Source organism: Funiculus sociatus GB2-C1 (assembly GCF_039962115.1).
GTDB classification, from domain to species: Bacteria; Cyanobacteriota; Cyanobacteriia; order Cyanobacteriales; family FACHB-T130; genus Funiculus; species Funiculus sociatus.
Map to the genome: position 1 here is coordinate 1 of NZ_JAMPKJ010000101.1, position 15,330 is coordinate 15,330.

Annotated in this window: 13 protein-coding genes; 4 read left to right on the top strand and 9 right to left on the bottom strand. The window is 45.7% G+C overall.

The window, feature by feature from the left end:
- Positions 1 to 320: 320 nt before the first annotated feature.
- The 5 genes from ftsH3 to NDI42_RS27130 form a co-directional block, all read right to left on the bottom strand.
- Entirely contained in the window at positions 321 to 2,159 is a 1,839-nt protein-coding gene (gene ftsH3, locus NDI42_RS27110) for an ATP-dependent zinc metalloprotease FtsH3 (RefSeq protein ID WP_190459923.1), read from the bottom strand.
- Positions 2,160 to 2,323: 164 nt separating this feature from the next.
- Positions 2,324 to 3,148: an aminotransferase class IV gene (locus tag NDI42_RS27115; protein ID WP_190459925.1), complete on the bottom strand. Its 825-nt coding sequence runs from the start codon at positions 3,146 to 3,148 to the stop codon at positions 2,324 to 2,326.
- A gap of 24 nt (positions 3,149 to 3,172) precedes the next feature.
- Positions 3,173 to 4,174: a homoserine kinase gene (locus tag NDI42_RS27120; RefSeq protein WP_190459926.1), complete on the bottom strand. Its 1,002-nt coding sequence runs from the start codon at positions 4,172 to 4,174 to the stop codon at positions 3,173 to 3,175.
- 99 nt (positions 4,175 to 4,273) lie between these two features.
- Positions 4,274 to 6,478: a hybrid sensor histidine kinase/response regulator gene (locus tag NDI42_RS27125; RefSeq protein ID WP_242017861.1), complete on the bottom strand. Its 2,205-nt coding sequence runs from the start codon at positions 6,476 to 6,478 to the stop codon at positions 4,274 to 4,276.
- A 111-nt stretch (positions 6,479 to 6,589) separates the two neighbouring features.
- Complete coding sequence (locus NDI42_RS27130) at positions 6,590 to 6,865, bottom strand: hypothetical protein (RefSeq protein WP_190459927.1); 276 nt, start codon at positions 6,863 to 6,865, stop codon at positions 6,590 to 6,592.
- Positions 6,866 to 6,944: 79 nt separating this feature from the next.
- On the opposite strand from NDI42_RS27130, the gene NDI42_RS27135 reads away from it, so the two are divergent.
- The gene (locus tag NDI42_RS27135; RefSeq protein ID WP_190459928.1) at positions 6,945 to 7,865 is read left to right on the top strand and encodes a bestrophin family protein; all 921 of its coding nucleotides are present in this window, start codon (positions 6,945 to 6,947) and stop codon (positions 7,863 to 7,865) included.
- Between the two features lie 328 nt (positions 7,866 to 8,193).
- On the opposite strand, the gene NDI42_RS27140 is transcribed toward NDI42_RS27135, so the two are convergent.
- The 4 genes from NDI42_RS27140 to NDI42_RS27155 all read right to left on the bottom strand — a co-directional run bounded on the left by NDI42_RS27140 (position 8,194) and on the right by NDI42_RS27155 (position 12,733).
- Positions 8,194 to 9,321: an FAD-dependent oxidoreductase gene (locus NDI42_RS27140; protein ID WP_190459929.1), complete on the bottom strand. Its 1,128-nt coding sequence runs from the start codon at positions 9,319 to 9,321 to the stop codon at positions 8,194 to 8,196.
- A gap of 124 nt (positions 9,322 to 9,445) precedes the next feature.
- The gene (locus NDI42_RS27145; RefSeq protein ID WP_190459930.1) at positions 9,446 to 10,519 is read right to left on the bottom strand and encodes a tetraprenyl-beta-curcumene synthase family protein; all 1,074 of its coding nucleotides are present in this window, start codon (positions 10,517 to 10,519) and stop codon (positions 9,446 to 9,448) included.
- A 141-nt stretch (positions 10,520 to 10,660) separates the two neighbouring features.
- On the bottom strand, positions 10,661 to 11,347 hold the full coding sequence (locus NDI42_RS27150; protein WP_190459931.1) for a response regulator: 687 nt from the start codon (positions 11,345 to 11,347) through the stop codon (positions 10,661 to 10,663).
- Between the two features lie 231 nt (positions 11,348 to 11,578).
- On the bottom strand, positions 11,579 to 12,733 hold the full coding sequence (locus tag NDI42_RS27155; protein WP_190459932.1) for a sensor histidine kinase: 1,155 nt from the start codon (positions 12,731 to 12,733) through the stop codon (positions 11,579 to 11,581).
- A gap of 416 nt (positions 12,734 to 13,149) precedes the next feature.
- Between NDI42_RS27155 and NDI42_RS27160 the strand changes: the two genes are divergently transcribed.
- From NDI42_RS27160 to NDI42_RS27170, 3 genes are all read left to right on the top strand, one after another.
- Positions 13,150 to 13,806, top strand: coding sequence for a hypothetical protein (locus NDI42_RS27160; protein ID WP_190459933.1), 657 nt, complete (start codon positions 13,150 to 13,152; stop codon positions 13,804 to 13,806).
- 145 nt (positions 13,807 to 13,951) lie between these two features.
- Complete coding sequence (locus NDI42_RS27165; RefSeq protein ID WP_190459934.1) at positions 13,952 to 14,800, top strand: hypothetical protein; 849 nt, start codon at positions 13,952 to 13,954, stop codon at positions 14,798 to 14,800.
- A gap of 50 nt (positions 14,801 to 14,850) precedes the next feature.
- Positions 14,851 to 14,991, top strand: coding sequence for a hypothetical protein (locus NDI42_RS27170; RefSeq protein WP_348231807.1), 141 nt, complete (start codon positions 14,851 to 14,853; stop codon positions 14,989 to 14,991).
- Positions 14,992 to 15,330 lie beyond the last annotated feature (339 nt).

Sequence of the window (15,330 nt, forward strand, 5' to 3'; positions counted from 1 at the left end):
ATCTAAACGGGCTGAGCATGATTTCTATGACCAGATTTGGTTCTCTCGCATCCGTTCATTAACCTGTCACCCTTGATCTACCAAGCATCTACAAAGATGTGTCAGGCAGTCAGTCTCTCATCTCTAGCAGATTTCACTCGATTGAACTTGCCTGTGCTAGCCTTCGGTTCCACTGAATTATCCGCTTGTGACAATCAAAGGGCGGAATGTGGGATCTAGGAGCGCTCGTAAAAAAAATCGGGGCAGTTCTAGAAAAAATCCTAGAATTGCCCCGACTAGAGATTTTAGATTTTATCTAAAATCCTTGCCTTGAAAATTGACTACGCGATCGCTGCCATTTTCACATCATTATTTGCCAGCACTTCTTGCAGTTCATCCGCATCTACAGTTTCTTTTTCAATCAGCATTTGTGCTAACTGATCTAGAATGTGACGGTTATTCAGCAACACATCTTTAGCGCGGCGATAGGCTTGATCTACCAAGCTGCGGACTTCATTATCAATGGTGGCAGCAGTTTGCTCAGAGAAATCGCGTTCGGCGGCGATGTCGCGACCCAAGAACATATTGCCTTGCTGACGACCTAGAGCAACTTGACCCAAGCGATCGCTCATACCAAACCGCATCACCATTTGACGCGCCACACGAGCCACCTGCTGCAAGTCATTCGATGCACCAGTTGTCACCTCTTCCTCACCGAAGATGATTTCTTCAGCAATTCGACCGCCCAAAGCTACCGCCATCTGATTTTGCAGATATGAGCGGCTGTACAGACCAGAATCCATCCGGTCTTCACTCGGTGTAAACCAAGTCAAACCACCAGCACGACCGCGAGGGATAATGCTGATTTTCTGCACTGGGTCATAATCTGGCATCAACGCACCAACTAGCGCGTGACCAGCTTCGTGATAAGCAACCAAAGTTTTGCGCTTCTCGCTCATCACCCGGTCTTTCTTCTCAGGGCCAGCCAGCACCCGGTCGATGGCATCATTGATTTCATCCATCGAGATTTCCGTCAGACTGCGACGAGCCGCCAAAATTGCTGCTTCGTTCAGCAGGTTGGAAAGGTCAGCGCCTGTGAAGCCTGGGGTACGACGGGCAATCTTCTCCAGATCAACATCCTTCGCCAGCGTCTTACCACGAGCGTGAACGTTGAGAATTTCCAAACGACCAGCGTAATCAGGGCGATCTACAACCACCTGACGGTCAAAGCGACCCGGACGCAGCAGTGCTGCATCTAGCACGTCTGGGCGGTTCGTAGCAGCAATGATAATAATCCCAGTATTGCCCTCGAAACCGTCCATCTCGGTCAGCAACTGGTTGAGGGTTTGTTCCCGCTCATCGTTACCGCCGCCTAAACCTGCACCCCGTTGACGACCAACGGCATCAATTTCATCGATGAATACGATACAAGGAGCATTTGCTTTGGCTTGTTCAAACAAGTCGCGCACGCGAGATGCACCGACACCGACGAACATTTCCACAAACTCAGAACCAGAGATGGAGAAGAAAGGTACGCCAGCTTCCCCAGCTACAGCACGAGCCAGCAAGGTTTTACCAGTTCCCGGAGGGCCAACTAGCAGCACGCCTTTGGGAATTTTGGCACCAATGGCGGTGAAGCGGTCGGCGTTCTTGAGGAAGTCTACAACTTCGTTCAGTTCCAGCTTGGCTTGGTCAATTCCGGCAACATCCCCAAAGGTTACTTGGGTTTGTGGTTCCATTTGCACTCTGGCTTTGGATTTGCCAAAGTTCATGGCTTGAGAGCCTGGGCCACTTTGGGCGCGGCGCAGCAAGAAGAACAATCCCACCAGAAGCAGAATTGGGAAAAACAAACTGCTTAAGATGCGGAACCAGAAGCTTTCATCACTTTGGGGCAAAACTGCAATGTCAACATTTTTACTGGTCAGAATGTTGATCAGGTCTGGATCGTTGGGCAGGTTGACTACAACCTTGTCGCCGCTTTGAGCTGTGACAAGCGCTTTGGTGCGGTCAGCACTTAAGCCAACTCTCTCGATCCTGCCTTCTTGAACTTCCTCAATCAGTTTGCTGTATTTCCAGGTCTCCCGACTCTGGGGTTGTTTTTCTAAAAATGTTGTTCCTAAGGCGATGACAACTATCGCTAGCAGTGCATACAGCCCTGCGTTTCTCCACCGCTTATTCACGCTTATTCCTCCTAAGCTTTAGGATGTGATTGGATTTTTATTTGTATTAACTAATGTTAACCTTTCTCAGAATCTCTTGACACATTTTAGGTACATTAGCCTGCAAAATAGGATTTCCCAAAGGTCGTCCCTACTACTTTGATACTAACCAACCCGGTAAGATTTCAGGACTTGTGGCTGCGATCGCTTTGGTGGAGGCGACGCAATTGCTCTAGGCTGCTGTGAGTTGGATCGTAGGTAATCTGGCTTTCTGTGGTGATAACGGTATGGATGGGAACGACTTCCACGACGCTATTGCTATAAGCCACAGCAGACAATCCCTTTACCCACTCGGCATCGAATGCGACTTCCCCCACTGGTTGATTCTGACTCACCAGCCAATTAATCAGTTGCGATCGCATGATTCCCGGCAAAATCCCATCGATTGGCGGTGTCCACCACTTCCCATCCCGCCATCCCCAAAGATTCCCCGTGCTGGTTTCCAGCCAATTTCCCTGCTCGTCAACTAATATCGCTTCTTGTGCGTCAAATTTCTTGGCTTTGTTCATTGCCAGCCACGCAGCTAGGTAGTTACCAGTTTTATGCTGTGGCAATGACCGCTCAATAACCCCACCACCTGGGGTTAGGCGGGGTTCTATAAGTAAAGCGCCTATACCACATTTTTGTCGTTGTGTCAAATCAGTAGGTAAGAATCGCCCAGTAATCCACTCGCGCCCATCCGGAAAGATGGTGATTCTGAGGATGGGAAAGTGTTTTGTTAAAGTTTCTGCACCGTAGCGCGATCGCTCCCAGTCTGGTTGTTGCCAACCAAGCGCCAGCAAACTCGAACGAATGCGATCGCAGTGTCCATTCCAGTTAGTCAATGGGTTATCCAACGACTGATAAACCCGCAGCGTGGAAAAAACTGTAGCACCGTACAGCAACCCCGGATCGTCAATGGCTAATTCCAGAGTTCCAGATTGAATCAGGTTGCCGTTGTACCAGTACAATTTAGGACTCTCCCGGCGTTGCAATCAGGTGTAGATGTCAAAATTATCACTAGAAAGCTGACCCAATAACGCTAACTTAGAATCAAGCCAATCGTCAGTAAACCAGCCATAAGGCAAGACATCTCCGACTGCTTCGCAATTTATCCCCATAACCCAAATGTGTGCAACTTTGGTAAATATAGGAATCGAGGCGAGTTCATCTTCGCTAAGTTTGCGGATAGTTTGATAACCGTCTAAAAAAGGCTTTCTTACTTCACTGTTCATCTTCCAAGCATAGGTTACGTGCATAAACTTGCCGATGTCAAAGGCACGCCAGCCATAGCCGCATTGATCAAAGTCAAACAAAGTTGGTTCATCGGTTTCGGTAAAGTGAGCATTTCCCGAATGAACATCACCCATACAAATTCCATAGACGGGTGCTGAAAGAGGTAGCTTTAACACCTCTAGCTGCATTTTGATTTTCTCGGTTTGTTTTTGGAGATCATCGAGATCATCGGCTCTATCTTTAAAAAGAGGTGCAATTATATTTAGCGATCGCTCTAGCAGGTACTCGTAATTTAAAGCGGGACGATTAAAACGACTTTTAAAGTCGTCCGTCGCTAAATGAATATTTGCCAGCACCTCTCCCAGCCGTCGGCTTTGTTCGCTATTGAGCTTCTCATTCACCGCCCTACCTGGTGCGTAGGAAAATAAAGTAGCATAGCGCCTCCCCTCCGGTGCTTCAATTGCTTGGGTGAAACTGCCTGAATTGCTTTGGAGGGGGTACGCGACTGGCATTTTATGATTATGCAGAAACGCCAGCAGTTCAACTTCAAAATTAATAGCTTCTAAAGTTCTCCACCCTCTGCGATAAACTCGCAAAATATATCTGTCTCGAGCTGTTGCTACCAGATAAGTATCGTTAAGACCTCGTTTATACAATCGGCACGATAGGGGTTTTTCGATCTGATAGTTACATAATACGTTTTCAATTAAAGCTTCGCCTGATGGTATGGAATGAATCACAGGTATGAAAGCAGAACACATAAAATCATTTGCTTATTTTTATCGCCAGTTCGCTACATTTATTTTTAACTCCGCGATCGCACTCCCACCACAGCACAATGCGATCGCATGACAAATTATTTAACCAACCAAAGAAGTTCTAACTAAACTAGCGATCGCCGCAGCTAACTTAGCTGGCTCCACTGGCTTAGCTATGTGTCTGTGGAAACCTAGCGAAATAGCACGCTGAGAGTCTTCGCTCCTAGCATACGCCGTCACAGCCACAGCAAGAATATCTCCTCCTCGCTCTGGCTCCAAGGCTCTAATTTTGCGGATCAGCGTGTATCCATCCTCACCGGGCATCCCAATATCACTCACCAAAACATTTGGCTTCAGCTGTTGGAGTGCCTCAAATGCCTCGGTTGCTGATGCAACTGCCCTCACCCTAGCGCCATACTGTTCAAGGGCTATGGTGAGAAAATCTCGGCTATCAGGCTCGTCATCGACAACCAGCACTTGCAAACCATCAAGTACAGCACTGATGATTGCATCAGGAGTGGGTGGGGCTTCTTGCTCAGTTTCCACTTCATGCCCAGGCGCTAACAGCCCGTTCCCGTGAGTCGTAATTATCAGGGGCAGCTGCACTGTAAAAATTGCCCCCAGCCCCTCGCCTGGGCTGTCAACATGGACAGTTCCGCCATGCAGTTCTGCCAGGTGACGCACAATTGCCAAACCTAAACCAAGTCCGCTATGCGATCGCGTGCTGGTACTATCAGCTTGGCGGAAGCGCTCAAAGACATAGGGCAGAAAGTCAGCGCTAATTCCTTTCCCCGTGTCACTTACGCGGATCTGGGTGTGGGAGTCACTGCACTCCAGCCTTATTTCCACCTTTCCCCCTTCAGGAGTGAACTTGATGGCATTGGAGAGCAGATTCCAGACAATCTGCTGCAAGCGGTTTGGATCGCCTGACACCAAGCCTACTGAAGGATCTAGTACCGACTCAAGTTGAATGTTCTTAGCGCCAGTGGCTAGCTGCACCGTTTCAATAGCTGCCTGAATGATTGGTATCAGCTTAACTGGGCAAACCTGCAAAGACAACTTGCCTCTAATCAGGCGCGAGACATCGAGAAGATCCTCAATTAGCTCTGAGAGTAACTTGGCGTTGCGCTCAATTGCTTCCAGTGCGCGAGCCGTAGTCACTGCGTTTAACTTCTGAGCGCGAAGCATCCGAGACCAGCCAAGAATGGGGTTGAGTGGCGATCGCAACTCATGAGAAAGTACAGCTAAGAAATCATCCTTCATGCGGTTAGCTGCCTCAGCCTCCCCACGAGCCACTTGTTCGCGAACCAACAGCTCGGCGCGTTCTTCCTCCCTCCGCTTGCGCTCTAGTTCTGCTGTCGCACGGGTAGCAAAGATTGTTAGTAGCGATTCTGCAAGCTGGGTATTTTCCAACGGTTTTCTAGCCATCACCCCAAGCAATCCCAGCACGCAGCCTGTGGAATCTAGAAGTGGAGCTGCGATATAGCTGTCCACTTCCATCTGTGCCAGCAAATGATTATCAGGAAAGTGCGCTTGAATGCCACGGGGATAATAGCATGGCTTCCCCTGCTGAATGACTTGTTTGCAAGGTGTATTCAGCAAGGAATATTCAATGTTGTCTACCATCTCATAGTCCGCACATAGAGCAATAGTGCTAATTTTTCCCCCAGCCAGTTCCCCCAGAAAAGCGTAATCAACACCCAATGCCTTTGTGAGGTGTTGCACCAGTGAGTAGAAAAACGCCTCGCCTGTCGCTGCGGAAACTCCCTTAGTCACCTCGATGAGGGCGGCATCCATCTGAGCAATTTTGCGAGCCGCCAGCCGCAACTCTAACTCATCAACGACTATAGCCGCTAGGTCGGTAAGGCTTGCTCGCTGCTCGGCACTCAGTTCATGGCGCGGCTTGCTGTCAAGAAGACATAAAGTGCCAAGATTATAGCCATCCTTGTCAATCAGTGGCGCGCCTGCATAGAAGCGAAGGCCCGGTTCGCTAAGCGCAAAGGGCATACAAGCGAAGCGTGGGTCTTTTCTGGTATCCGGAACGACTAAAACATCGTCACACAAAACTGCGAAGCTACAAATTGTTGATTCCCGACTGACTTCGCGAGAGTCAAAGCCATAGGAGGATTTAAACCAGGCTCGAAATTCGTCAACTAAGGAAACTAGGGTAATTGGCACGTCAAAAAGACGAGCCGCGAGAGCTGTGATGCGGTCGAAGCTCTCTTCAGGAGGTGTATCGAGGATATTGTATCGCCGCAGTGCCTCTAGGCGTTGTACTTCGTTGGGCGAGATAGGCGCAGTGGTCAATATTACCTCCAGAAGACACTCCTGAAATACAGTTGCGACTATGATAGTTTGGCGCTTACCTGTGGAAGAGTATCGTATTTAGATTTAATTGAATTTTATGGCATTCTCAAGTCAAACGGAGAAACTAATCACAATCAAGGCAATATATACATTAATTTTTGGCGCTATTAGAAAATTCTCTAGTGCGATCGCGTTCTTTTCCCCAACTCCGGGGGAACATACTTGACATGAGCCACGCCTATTTGTGGCATCCAGGGAGCCGCAATCGGGGACACTCAAGCTAAGAAAGCGCCACAAGGCGTAAACAAAGATGCGATCGCGAAGCGTATGCGCGTTAGCGCTACTCGCGCCCGATCCGGCTGGAAAATTCCCCTTGACTATCCTCAACTGAAACTCATAATAGATCGAGTATTATCTGTTGAATAAGTATTCACAGTCTGGGTCAAGACGGAAAGGTTGAGGTGGCATGGATCGGGAAAAAGAGAAATGGTTTCAAGTTGCTTTGCGACTTCGAGGTTCGGTAATTTCAGCAGTTTTACCTAGAGTAATATTGTGTGGAACATTTGGTTTTTTTGTTGCCCTACTTCACAAATTTGGAGTATCGGTATCAATGCCATTTCTGAGTGCATTAATCCCCAATATTGTCTTAGGCTTATTACTGGTCTTCCGAACAAATACAGCTTACGAGCGATTTTGGGAAGGTCGCAAAGCTTGGGGTAGCATAGTTAACTCTGTCCGTAACCTATCTCGTCAAATTTGGGTATCAATTGACGAAAAGGAACCAAAAGATAGAGAGAACAAAATTTCCGCCCTGCGATTATTGATTGCTTTTGCGATCGCTACTAAGTTGCATCTCAGAGCCGAGCCTGTAAACAGCGAGTTAGAGCCATTTATGTCACAATCTCGCTATTTTAAGCTAAAAACGATGAACAATCCACCGCTAGAGGTTGCCTTCTGGATTGGAGATTATCTACAGGATCAGTATAACCATAAACACCTCAATGCTCACCAGTTAACTGCTCTACAAAGTTTGATAAATATCTTAGTAGACAATTTAGGAGCCTGCGAACGCATTCTTAGAACACCTATCCCTATTGCTTATGCTATCCATTTGAAGCAATTGTTGTTGCTTTATTGTTTAGCATTGCCATTTCAAATGGTTAAAGATTTAACTTGGTGGACTGGGCCAATTGTGGCTTTGATTAGTTTCACTTTGTTTGGTATTGAAGAGATTGGCATTGAAATTGAAAATCCTTTTGGTCACGATGCTAACGACTTGCCCTTGGATGCGATTTGTGCAACCATGAAACGAAATATTGAAGATTTAATCTCGCTTGCTCCTAGTGTTCGCGATTGGAACAAAACAGGAATAGAGCAGATGGAATAGGTACATTAAGGATAAGCGATCGCCATATGCGATCGCTCTAACTATATATACAAATTTTTTCTATTAGCTAATGTATATTGACGTACAAGACAGTCTTGAATACCATCTAATAAATAAATTTCGCGAGGGCGGTAGTCGCAACCAATGGAGCTGCACGATAAGTTCGGCATTGAACACACCACGATTCAGGTAGAAACGGGTAATTTTATGCGGCATTGCGGCCAAAAGTCTTGTTGTGAGGAGCGAACATAGACGTAACTATCTTAGCCAGGAAGCGATCGCTTCTTTGACAGAAGGAGAGCTGGGAACGCACAGCAGAGTAGAGAAATCAATGCTTAAGTGAAGGCAGTAGCTCGTTATACGGCACTGAGCCGACAATTGCATAAGTCACTTGCTCAGAAAAATGCTGATTCCTTTTCATCAGCCAGACCAGCATATTGTTCATAAAGGAGTATTTCCTCAAAGACTTTATCCGCAAGGCAGCGCGGATATCCTCCTCAAAACAGGTTTCGTAAAGACGTTGCCAATTCTCGGCTGTCTTTTCTGGACTGCTACTCATATTGATAGCTTGCGTAACATGTAAACCACTGAGAATGGCATTGGCAATTCCCTCCCCAGTCAGAGGGTCTGTCAGATTGGCAGCGTCGCCAATTTTCAGGATTTTTCCATCGCTAACTCTGTTCCCTTTGAGAGCAGTTGCTAGAGGATACGCTTTAGGTTTTTGCTTACTAACAATTTTGCTTAACAGTTCCTTCATTTGCTCGTTACGCTGAACGAATTCGTCAAAAATCCGAATAATGTTTTTGTTCATTTTCTTGTATTCATCTATCCATATACCCACTCCAACATTGAGTTTCACCAATCCAGCTTTTATATCCACTGGAAATATCCAACCGTATCCGTTAACTCCAAGAGACTTGTCAAAGTAAATTTGAGCCAGTGAAAGGTAGGCTTGAGGGAAGTCTTCTGACTTGACTATCCAGTAAGCTCTGATAGCGATCGCATTTGCGTCGCCTGCATAGACTCCGCGTGCATCTATGATGAAATCAAAATCGTTGTGCAGCTCCTGATGGTGGCGGTCGATGTTGGAAATCCTTTGGGTACTTGGCACACACCCTGCGTTTATAGCTCGTTCATAGAGTAGATTGTCAAATACAAATCTGGGGATGCAATACCCTTCAAGCTCAGTGGTCTGCATATGGTAATTTCCGTTGGAAACTCCAAGCACAAGCCCATTGATAGGCGTAAATTCGGATACCTTGCGTTTGATATCCTGCGGGTAGATACCCATTGTGGACAATGCCTGGACTGACTGAAGACTGACTCCGTCTCCGCAGATTTTGTCTCTAGGAAAGCTCTCTTTGTCGATGAGGGTTACTTGATGCCCGCTTTTAGCAAGATGGTATCCTGCTGAGCATCCTGCTGGGCCTGCCCCAATAACAGCGATTTTGGACATAACTATGAGCCTCTTGCGACTTTATGTAGCGTTTCAGGTTGGTGCTGAGGGTAAAAGTACGGAAGAAATACATCCTAATTCTAGGGTCTGACTGTTCAAACCGATGCGATCGCTACACAAGCAGTTAGCAGTAGCGAAGACGAGCCATCACCAGACGATTTAAAAAGAAAAAGAACGTCGAGCCACCACCCAGACTGATGAGTTGTCTCGCGATTCCTTGAACTTCCTTTTGTCTTCCCACTTTCTCATCTGCTAGATAAATGCCCAACAAGGCATGATTAATCATCTGATGAAAATTTGTATTGGGTAATTGAGCAACACTTTCCTTAGCCTTATTAACAAAGTGTGTAAACCGCTCCGTCATTTCATCTTTGTTCTTATAGTAAGAACAAAAATTTAGATCGCCGCCGAGGCTATCTTCCTCTTGATCTATAAGGTAATCTAGTAAAATATGTAGTCCTTGTATCCAGGGAAAATAACCATTTTTTACTTTCTGAATTAATTCTTCTGAACAATCTTCATGGGAAGCATAGGCGATAAGACAAAAAATTCCAAGGGTTGAGCCAGCACAGGCCGAAAATTCATACCAGCTCATCTCAGGAAGGTTTTCCTGATGCGATTTAAACCAAGCTTTTAGACGTGGAATGCGCTCTTCAACTTGTACATGCTTATGGACTTGTAAATCGCAATAATAACTGGCTAATTCATGAAGAGCTGAAGATATTTTTGGATAAGCTGGAAGCTGCTCCAACACAGTTTGACAAGTTTCAACCAGTTGTCTTAAATAGCCTCCATCCTCCTGCTCCTTACGAAAGCGATAATAATTTGTGCATTCTGCTCCTGGAGTTAAGGCATGAAAGATGGATTCATGAAGAGCGCGAAAATCCTTAGGATCGAGTGAGGTACTTCGGTCACACAAATTATCTAAATAATCGCTAATTGTTTGATAAGCAACAATAAAACGAATTGTTTCATCGCTGTGGTTTTTAGCTAACAATCCATAGATGGCACCTCCTGCACAGTGAAACGTTTTTGTTTCGATACTCATTAATGCTTGTTTGCGAAGTTCTGGATTGGGAATTTGATTGGCTCGTTCTTTCCATTCCCCTAAATAGCGATGAACGGCTGGAAGTACATTGCGGTAAATTCCTGACATCAACGTCCAGGGGCGAGTCGGAATTGTTATCAACTCAGTCATGGGACTATTTTCCTAATTAGTGTTGTCAAGAAATACCTTGAAGAAGCAGTATCTATGCTCCTTCGGTTTCACTATAAGAGGTTGTAAATGCGATCGCGTCTGCCTAATGGCGTGATAATTATTTTTTCTAATTCCCTATTGTTAATCTGTTAACAAGTCGGGAGAAATGAGTTGTTTTTGGATGGCTAAGACAGCTGCTTGAGTGCGATCGCGTACCTCCAGCTTCTTCAAGATGGAATGGACGTGAACTCTGACAGTACCAGGGGCAATATAGAGAAGGTCTGCAATTTCCTGATTGCTCCGTCCGGCTGCAATCATTGCCAAAATTTCCTGTTCCCGCCTTGTGAGCGGATTTTCAGGTAATTTTTCAGCCTCTGATGGCGTAGAAGTAGGTTGTGCGTGCATAAAAGTAGATTGAATCTCTATGGTTGCTGCTTCGTCCCACCAGGAAGCTCCCGCTGCTACAGAACGGATCGCTAAGATTAGAAGTTCTGCCCTAATACCCTTGAGGCAGTAGCCTTTGACACCGATTTCAATTAACTTAGCAATCAGAGGTTTTTGGAAACGAGATGTTAAAGCTAGGATAGGTAGCTCTGGGCGTTGCTGCTTAAGTTGTTCACAAGTCTCAATACCACCAATTCCCGGCAATCCTACATCAAGTAGCACAATATCGAGTGGCTGTTGAAGAGCTAATTCTATAGCTGTCTCACCGTCTTCAACCTCAGCGACGACTTCAAATCCAGGTTCCTGTTGCAACCGCATAGACAAACCGAGGCGAAACAGTTCGTCATCTTCAACAAGCAAAATCCGTAGTGCATTTGAGGTCATCTTTACCAGACACAAGCAGCTAAAGCCGCATACAGGGGCAAAACTAGAAAGAGTGTGTCAAAATCATGCCAAATCACCTTATAAATCTTGCATTAAAAAGCTTTCGCTTCACAAGAAAACAACAGCCGACTCCGGAGCCGGCTGTTACGGATGTATTAGGCATGATCTAGCTAACTCTCAATATGAAGCACCGATATGGCGGCTTATTGTCATTTCCATGAAGCTTCTGTGTTAACTAATCTCATCCAAGTGTGATGACAATTGTTTTGAGCGTTGATGCACAGGTAATCTGAATCCAAACGAAGCACCGCGTTGCGATCGCGAAGTAGCCTCTGAGGAGAAACGATTTTTGCCCCAGACTGTACCGCCGTGGGCTTCGATAAGCTGTCGAGTTAAGTATAACCCCAGCCCAGACCCCATAGATTGGCGATCGCTATGTCCCTGGTAAAAGCGCTCAAACAAGCGCGGGAGTTCATCCGGTGTTATTCCCCGCCCATTATCAAGAATCTTCACCACCTGATAGTTAAAGTCAGATTCTAAAAGAATTTCCACTTTACCACCACGAGTGCAATTGTTAATTGCATTCGTCAACAAGTTGCTAAAGACTCGCTGTAGTTGTAGTGCATCCCCATTTACCCAGAGAGGGCGAGCGTTGGATTCTCCAAAAGTGAGGTTAATTTCCACTCGGCGCTTTGCGGCTAACTCTGATACGGTGACGATCGCTTCCTCAGCTATAGCAACTAGATCAACAGGTGCCAGTTTTAATCTGACTCCCTCTGTATCGTTGCGATAAACATCCAACAGCGTCTCTATTAGCTCAAGTGAGTTTTCATGGCTCCGAGCGATCGCTGAGAACACTTTTTGCTGTGCGACTGTTACTGCACCATACTTTTCTTGCTGCAACGAGTTCAATGTCTCAATTGCTCCCAGGAGCGGTGTTTTCAGGTCGTGGGTTAACGTTGACACGAAATCCTCCCGCGCACTAGCTAACTGCTCTTGTGCCTGTAGCTGCGCTTTGTGTCGCGCGATCGCTTCCTCATGACGCAAATTGCGATCGCTCAACCAACCTGTGACTATAAGTGCCAGCGCCATCAGCAAGCGGTTCATCAGGCTTGAGGAGTTCATCCATTCTGCTTTAGGGATGAACAGATTCAAAAGGGTTAACCCTGTTCCCATCACCGTAGCTTGAACTGTTGCCGAGCGACTCAGGCGTGAAGAAGCCAACAAAATCGGTCCGGTATAGAGGAAACCCAAGGCATAAGGGGGTGGAGTAAAAAAATCTAAGACGACAATAATTGCGAATAACCCAACAATCAGCCAGACCCTCGTGAGGTGCTGCTCCTGAAGCCTAGGCATTTTAAAAATTGCTCTTAATCGCTGTAACATTGCAAGCCAATTTAATTTGAACTACTAATAGATACATAATAAAAGTAGATTTAATTCTATCTTAGGCAAGAAATAAGTGTTTAGTTACTATTTATATCTAGAGATATAAATAGTAACTAAACTTGCTAAACATCATTCTATTCTAAATTTTAGATTAATACATTTAATTCCAGCCTAAACGCATAACTATATCTTGATTTTAGCGATGAGATGAATAATGATTAAGTTATTGAACTCAAAAATGATTTGTTTTTTTCATAACTTGTTGGATAACTGAAGTAGTAGTCAAAGCTGAGCAACTTACAATTGTGAGTGTCTAGATATTTGTAGAAATAACTAATTATTTCAGCTTACTCCATTTCTTTTCAGAATTAAGAACATTTCTTGAACAAGATTGATGCTTTTAGGAGGTATTTATGAATCAACCCAATTCAAAGAGTAAAAAATCAGGTGGGTTAGCCGGCGCTATTTGTGGAACCTTACTCATTGGTTTACCAGCAATTCCTTTAGCGGCATCGGCAATGCCAGTTTCCAAGGTCAACCCCTGCCCTGGTGTTTATTACGAAGAACCCTTTAATAGGACACACTTAGTTCCCCAGGGATGTCCGCCTAATGCTGCTACACAGCGTGTTCAAACAGGTGGAATTCCTAACAGAGCAGTTACCACAGACCGGGAGGTTTTCATTAAACCTATGGCCCCCGCACCAGCTCCAGTGGGTGTTATTCAACCGCCTTTACCAGAGACTCGTAGTAATGCAATCGCTCTTGTCACACCTATTAATGGAAAGGTAGATGTGAAACTGAAAAATAACACCAACGCGATTATCTCCTATGAGGCAATTGGGCATACTCAACGCCGATTTATACAAGGCGGAGAAGAAATTGTCCTGCAAGACTTGCCAACCCCGGTGACTATCACAACGGTTCGTCAGGATAAAGGGCTAGTGGATGTAGCTCCAATATCCACCTCCCAAGCAGGAATGCTAGTGATTTCCTTGGATGAATCGAGAAATTTAGACGATAACCTGGGCGCACTGAGAATTCAAAGAGATGGTCAAGTCTTTTTGAACTAGCACAAGTGAAGCTTGTGTGAGCAGTTGATAGCGGTTGAAATAGATGCGATCGCGTCGAAGCAGTAGGAAAAGAACTACTGCACAAAGGGAGCAGCTTCTCCCTCAATAAGTACCGATGAATAGAGAATTTAAGGAGATTTTTTCAATGAATAACAGATTTAATGAAGTCCAGGTTGCCAGTTACGCATCTGTCCGTCCTAACGGCTTTGCTCAAGCATTGTCGAACGCCAAAGGAACAGCAATCGGCCTGGCGTTCCTTGCTCTGCTTCTTCCGGCTTGCACCACTAACGATCCAAACGCAGGTGGCCCTACAGCTCAGACTAACGTCACTACAGAGGAAGTTGCTGAAGAAACAAACGAACTCCTTGGCAAAAGTGTAACTGTCAGAAGCGAAGTTGGAGAAAAAGTTGGTGCCAATTCCTTCACAATTACTGATGATGAGCTTTTCGGTAATGACCAAGTTCTGGTTATTAATGCTTCAGGAGCGCCCACAGTTCTCCCTGATGACATCGAACTTCAAGTGACAGGAAAGGTTCAAAAGTTTATAGTTGCTGATGTCGAGAGAGAGTTTAACTTAGACTTAGAACCAGAGGTAGAGGTTGAATACAAAGACAAACCAGTAATCATTGCCCAATCAATTGCTCTAGCGCCTAAACCGGGTGAAGTGACCAAAAACCCCAGCGCCTTCTATGGCAAGGTTATTGCTGTGAAAGCTGAAGTCGAAGACATCATCAGTCCAACTTCGTTTAGCCTAGATGAGGATAAGCTGACCAGCACCCAAGACTTGCTGGTCTTAAATAGAACCCCAGGCCAAACCATCAACGATGGTCAGGAGGTTGTCGTAACTGGTGTACTCCGCCCCTTTGTTTTTGCAGACATCGAAAGGGACTACGATTTAAGCTGGGATTTGACTGTGCAAAGAAAGCTGGAGGCGGAATATAGCCAAAAGCCTGTACTTATTACCAACTCTGTATTCCCAGCAGCAGAAGATTAATCGGTGGGCTAAGAATGTAAGAGGAAGCAAATTGCTTTCCTCTTCCTTTTATGAACTTGATTTTAGTGAACCTGCGGCTCTCTAAAAGGAGCGATTTGCGCTTTGCGCTTTGCGATCGCTCCGTTAAGGTGACAGCAGAGTCTCCTCAAAAAGTGGCACTAGATGGTGTCATTGGAACAATACCAGTTTAGATTGAGTGCATTCCTCGTAGCTTAAGAGGATGTCTGAAAAGTCATAATCGAGACTCTTAGACGGTCGAGATCCCCCTTAAAAAGGGGGACTAAGACTTGATTCTCCCCCCTTTTCTCTAGCGCAGCGGCGCGTTAGCGCGGGGGCTGGGGGGATAAAGCTAACTTTTGACAATTCTCAGACATCCTCTAACCATCTTGATGCCCTTTTCTTACATGAAGAAGATACGGTAGTGCTCAAGATGTAATGATAGAGGAGTAGAGTTTCTTGCTGTTCTCCTCCCATGCCTGCGTGTCCCATTTGTGCGTCTTCCAAAACGGTCAAGAATGGTCGTATCCACA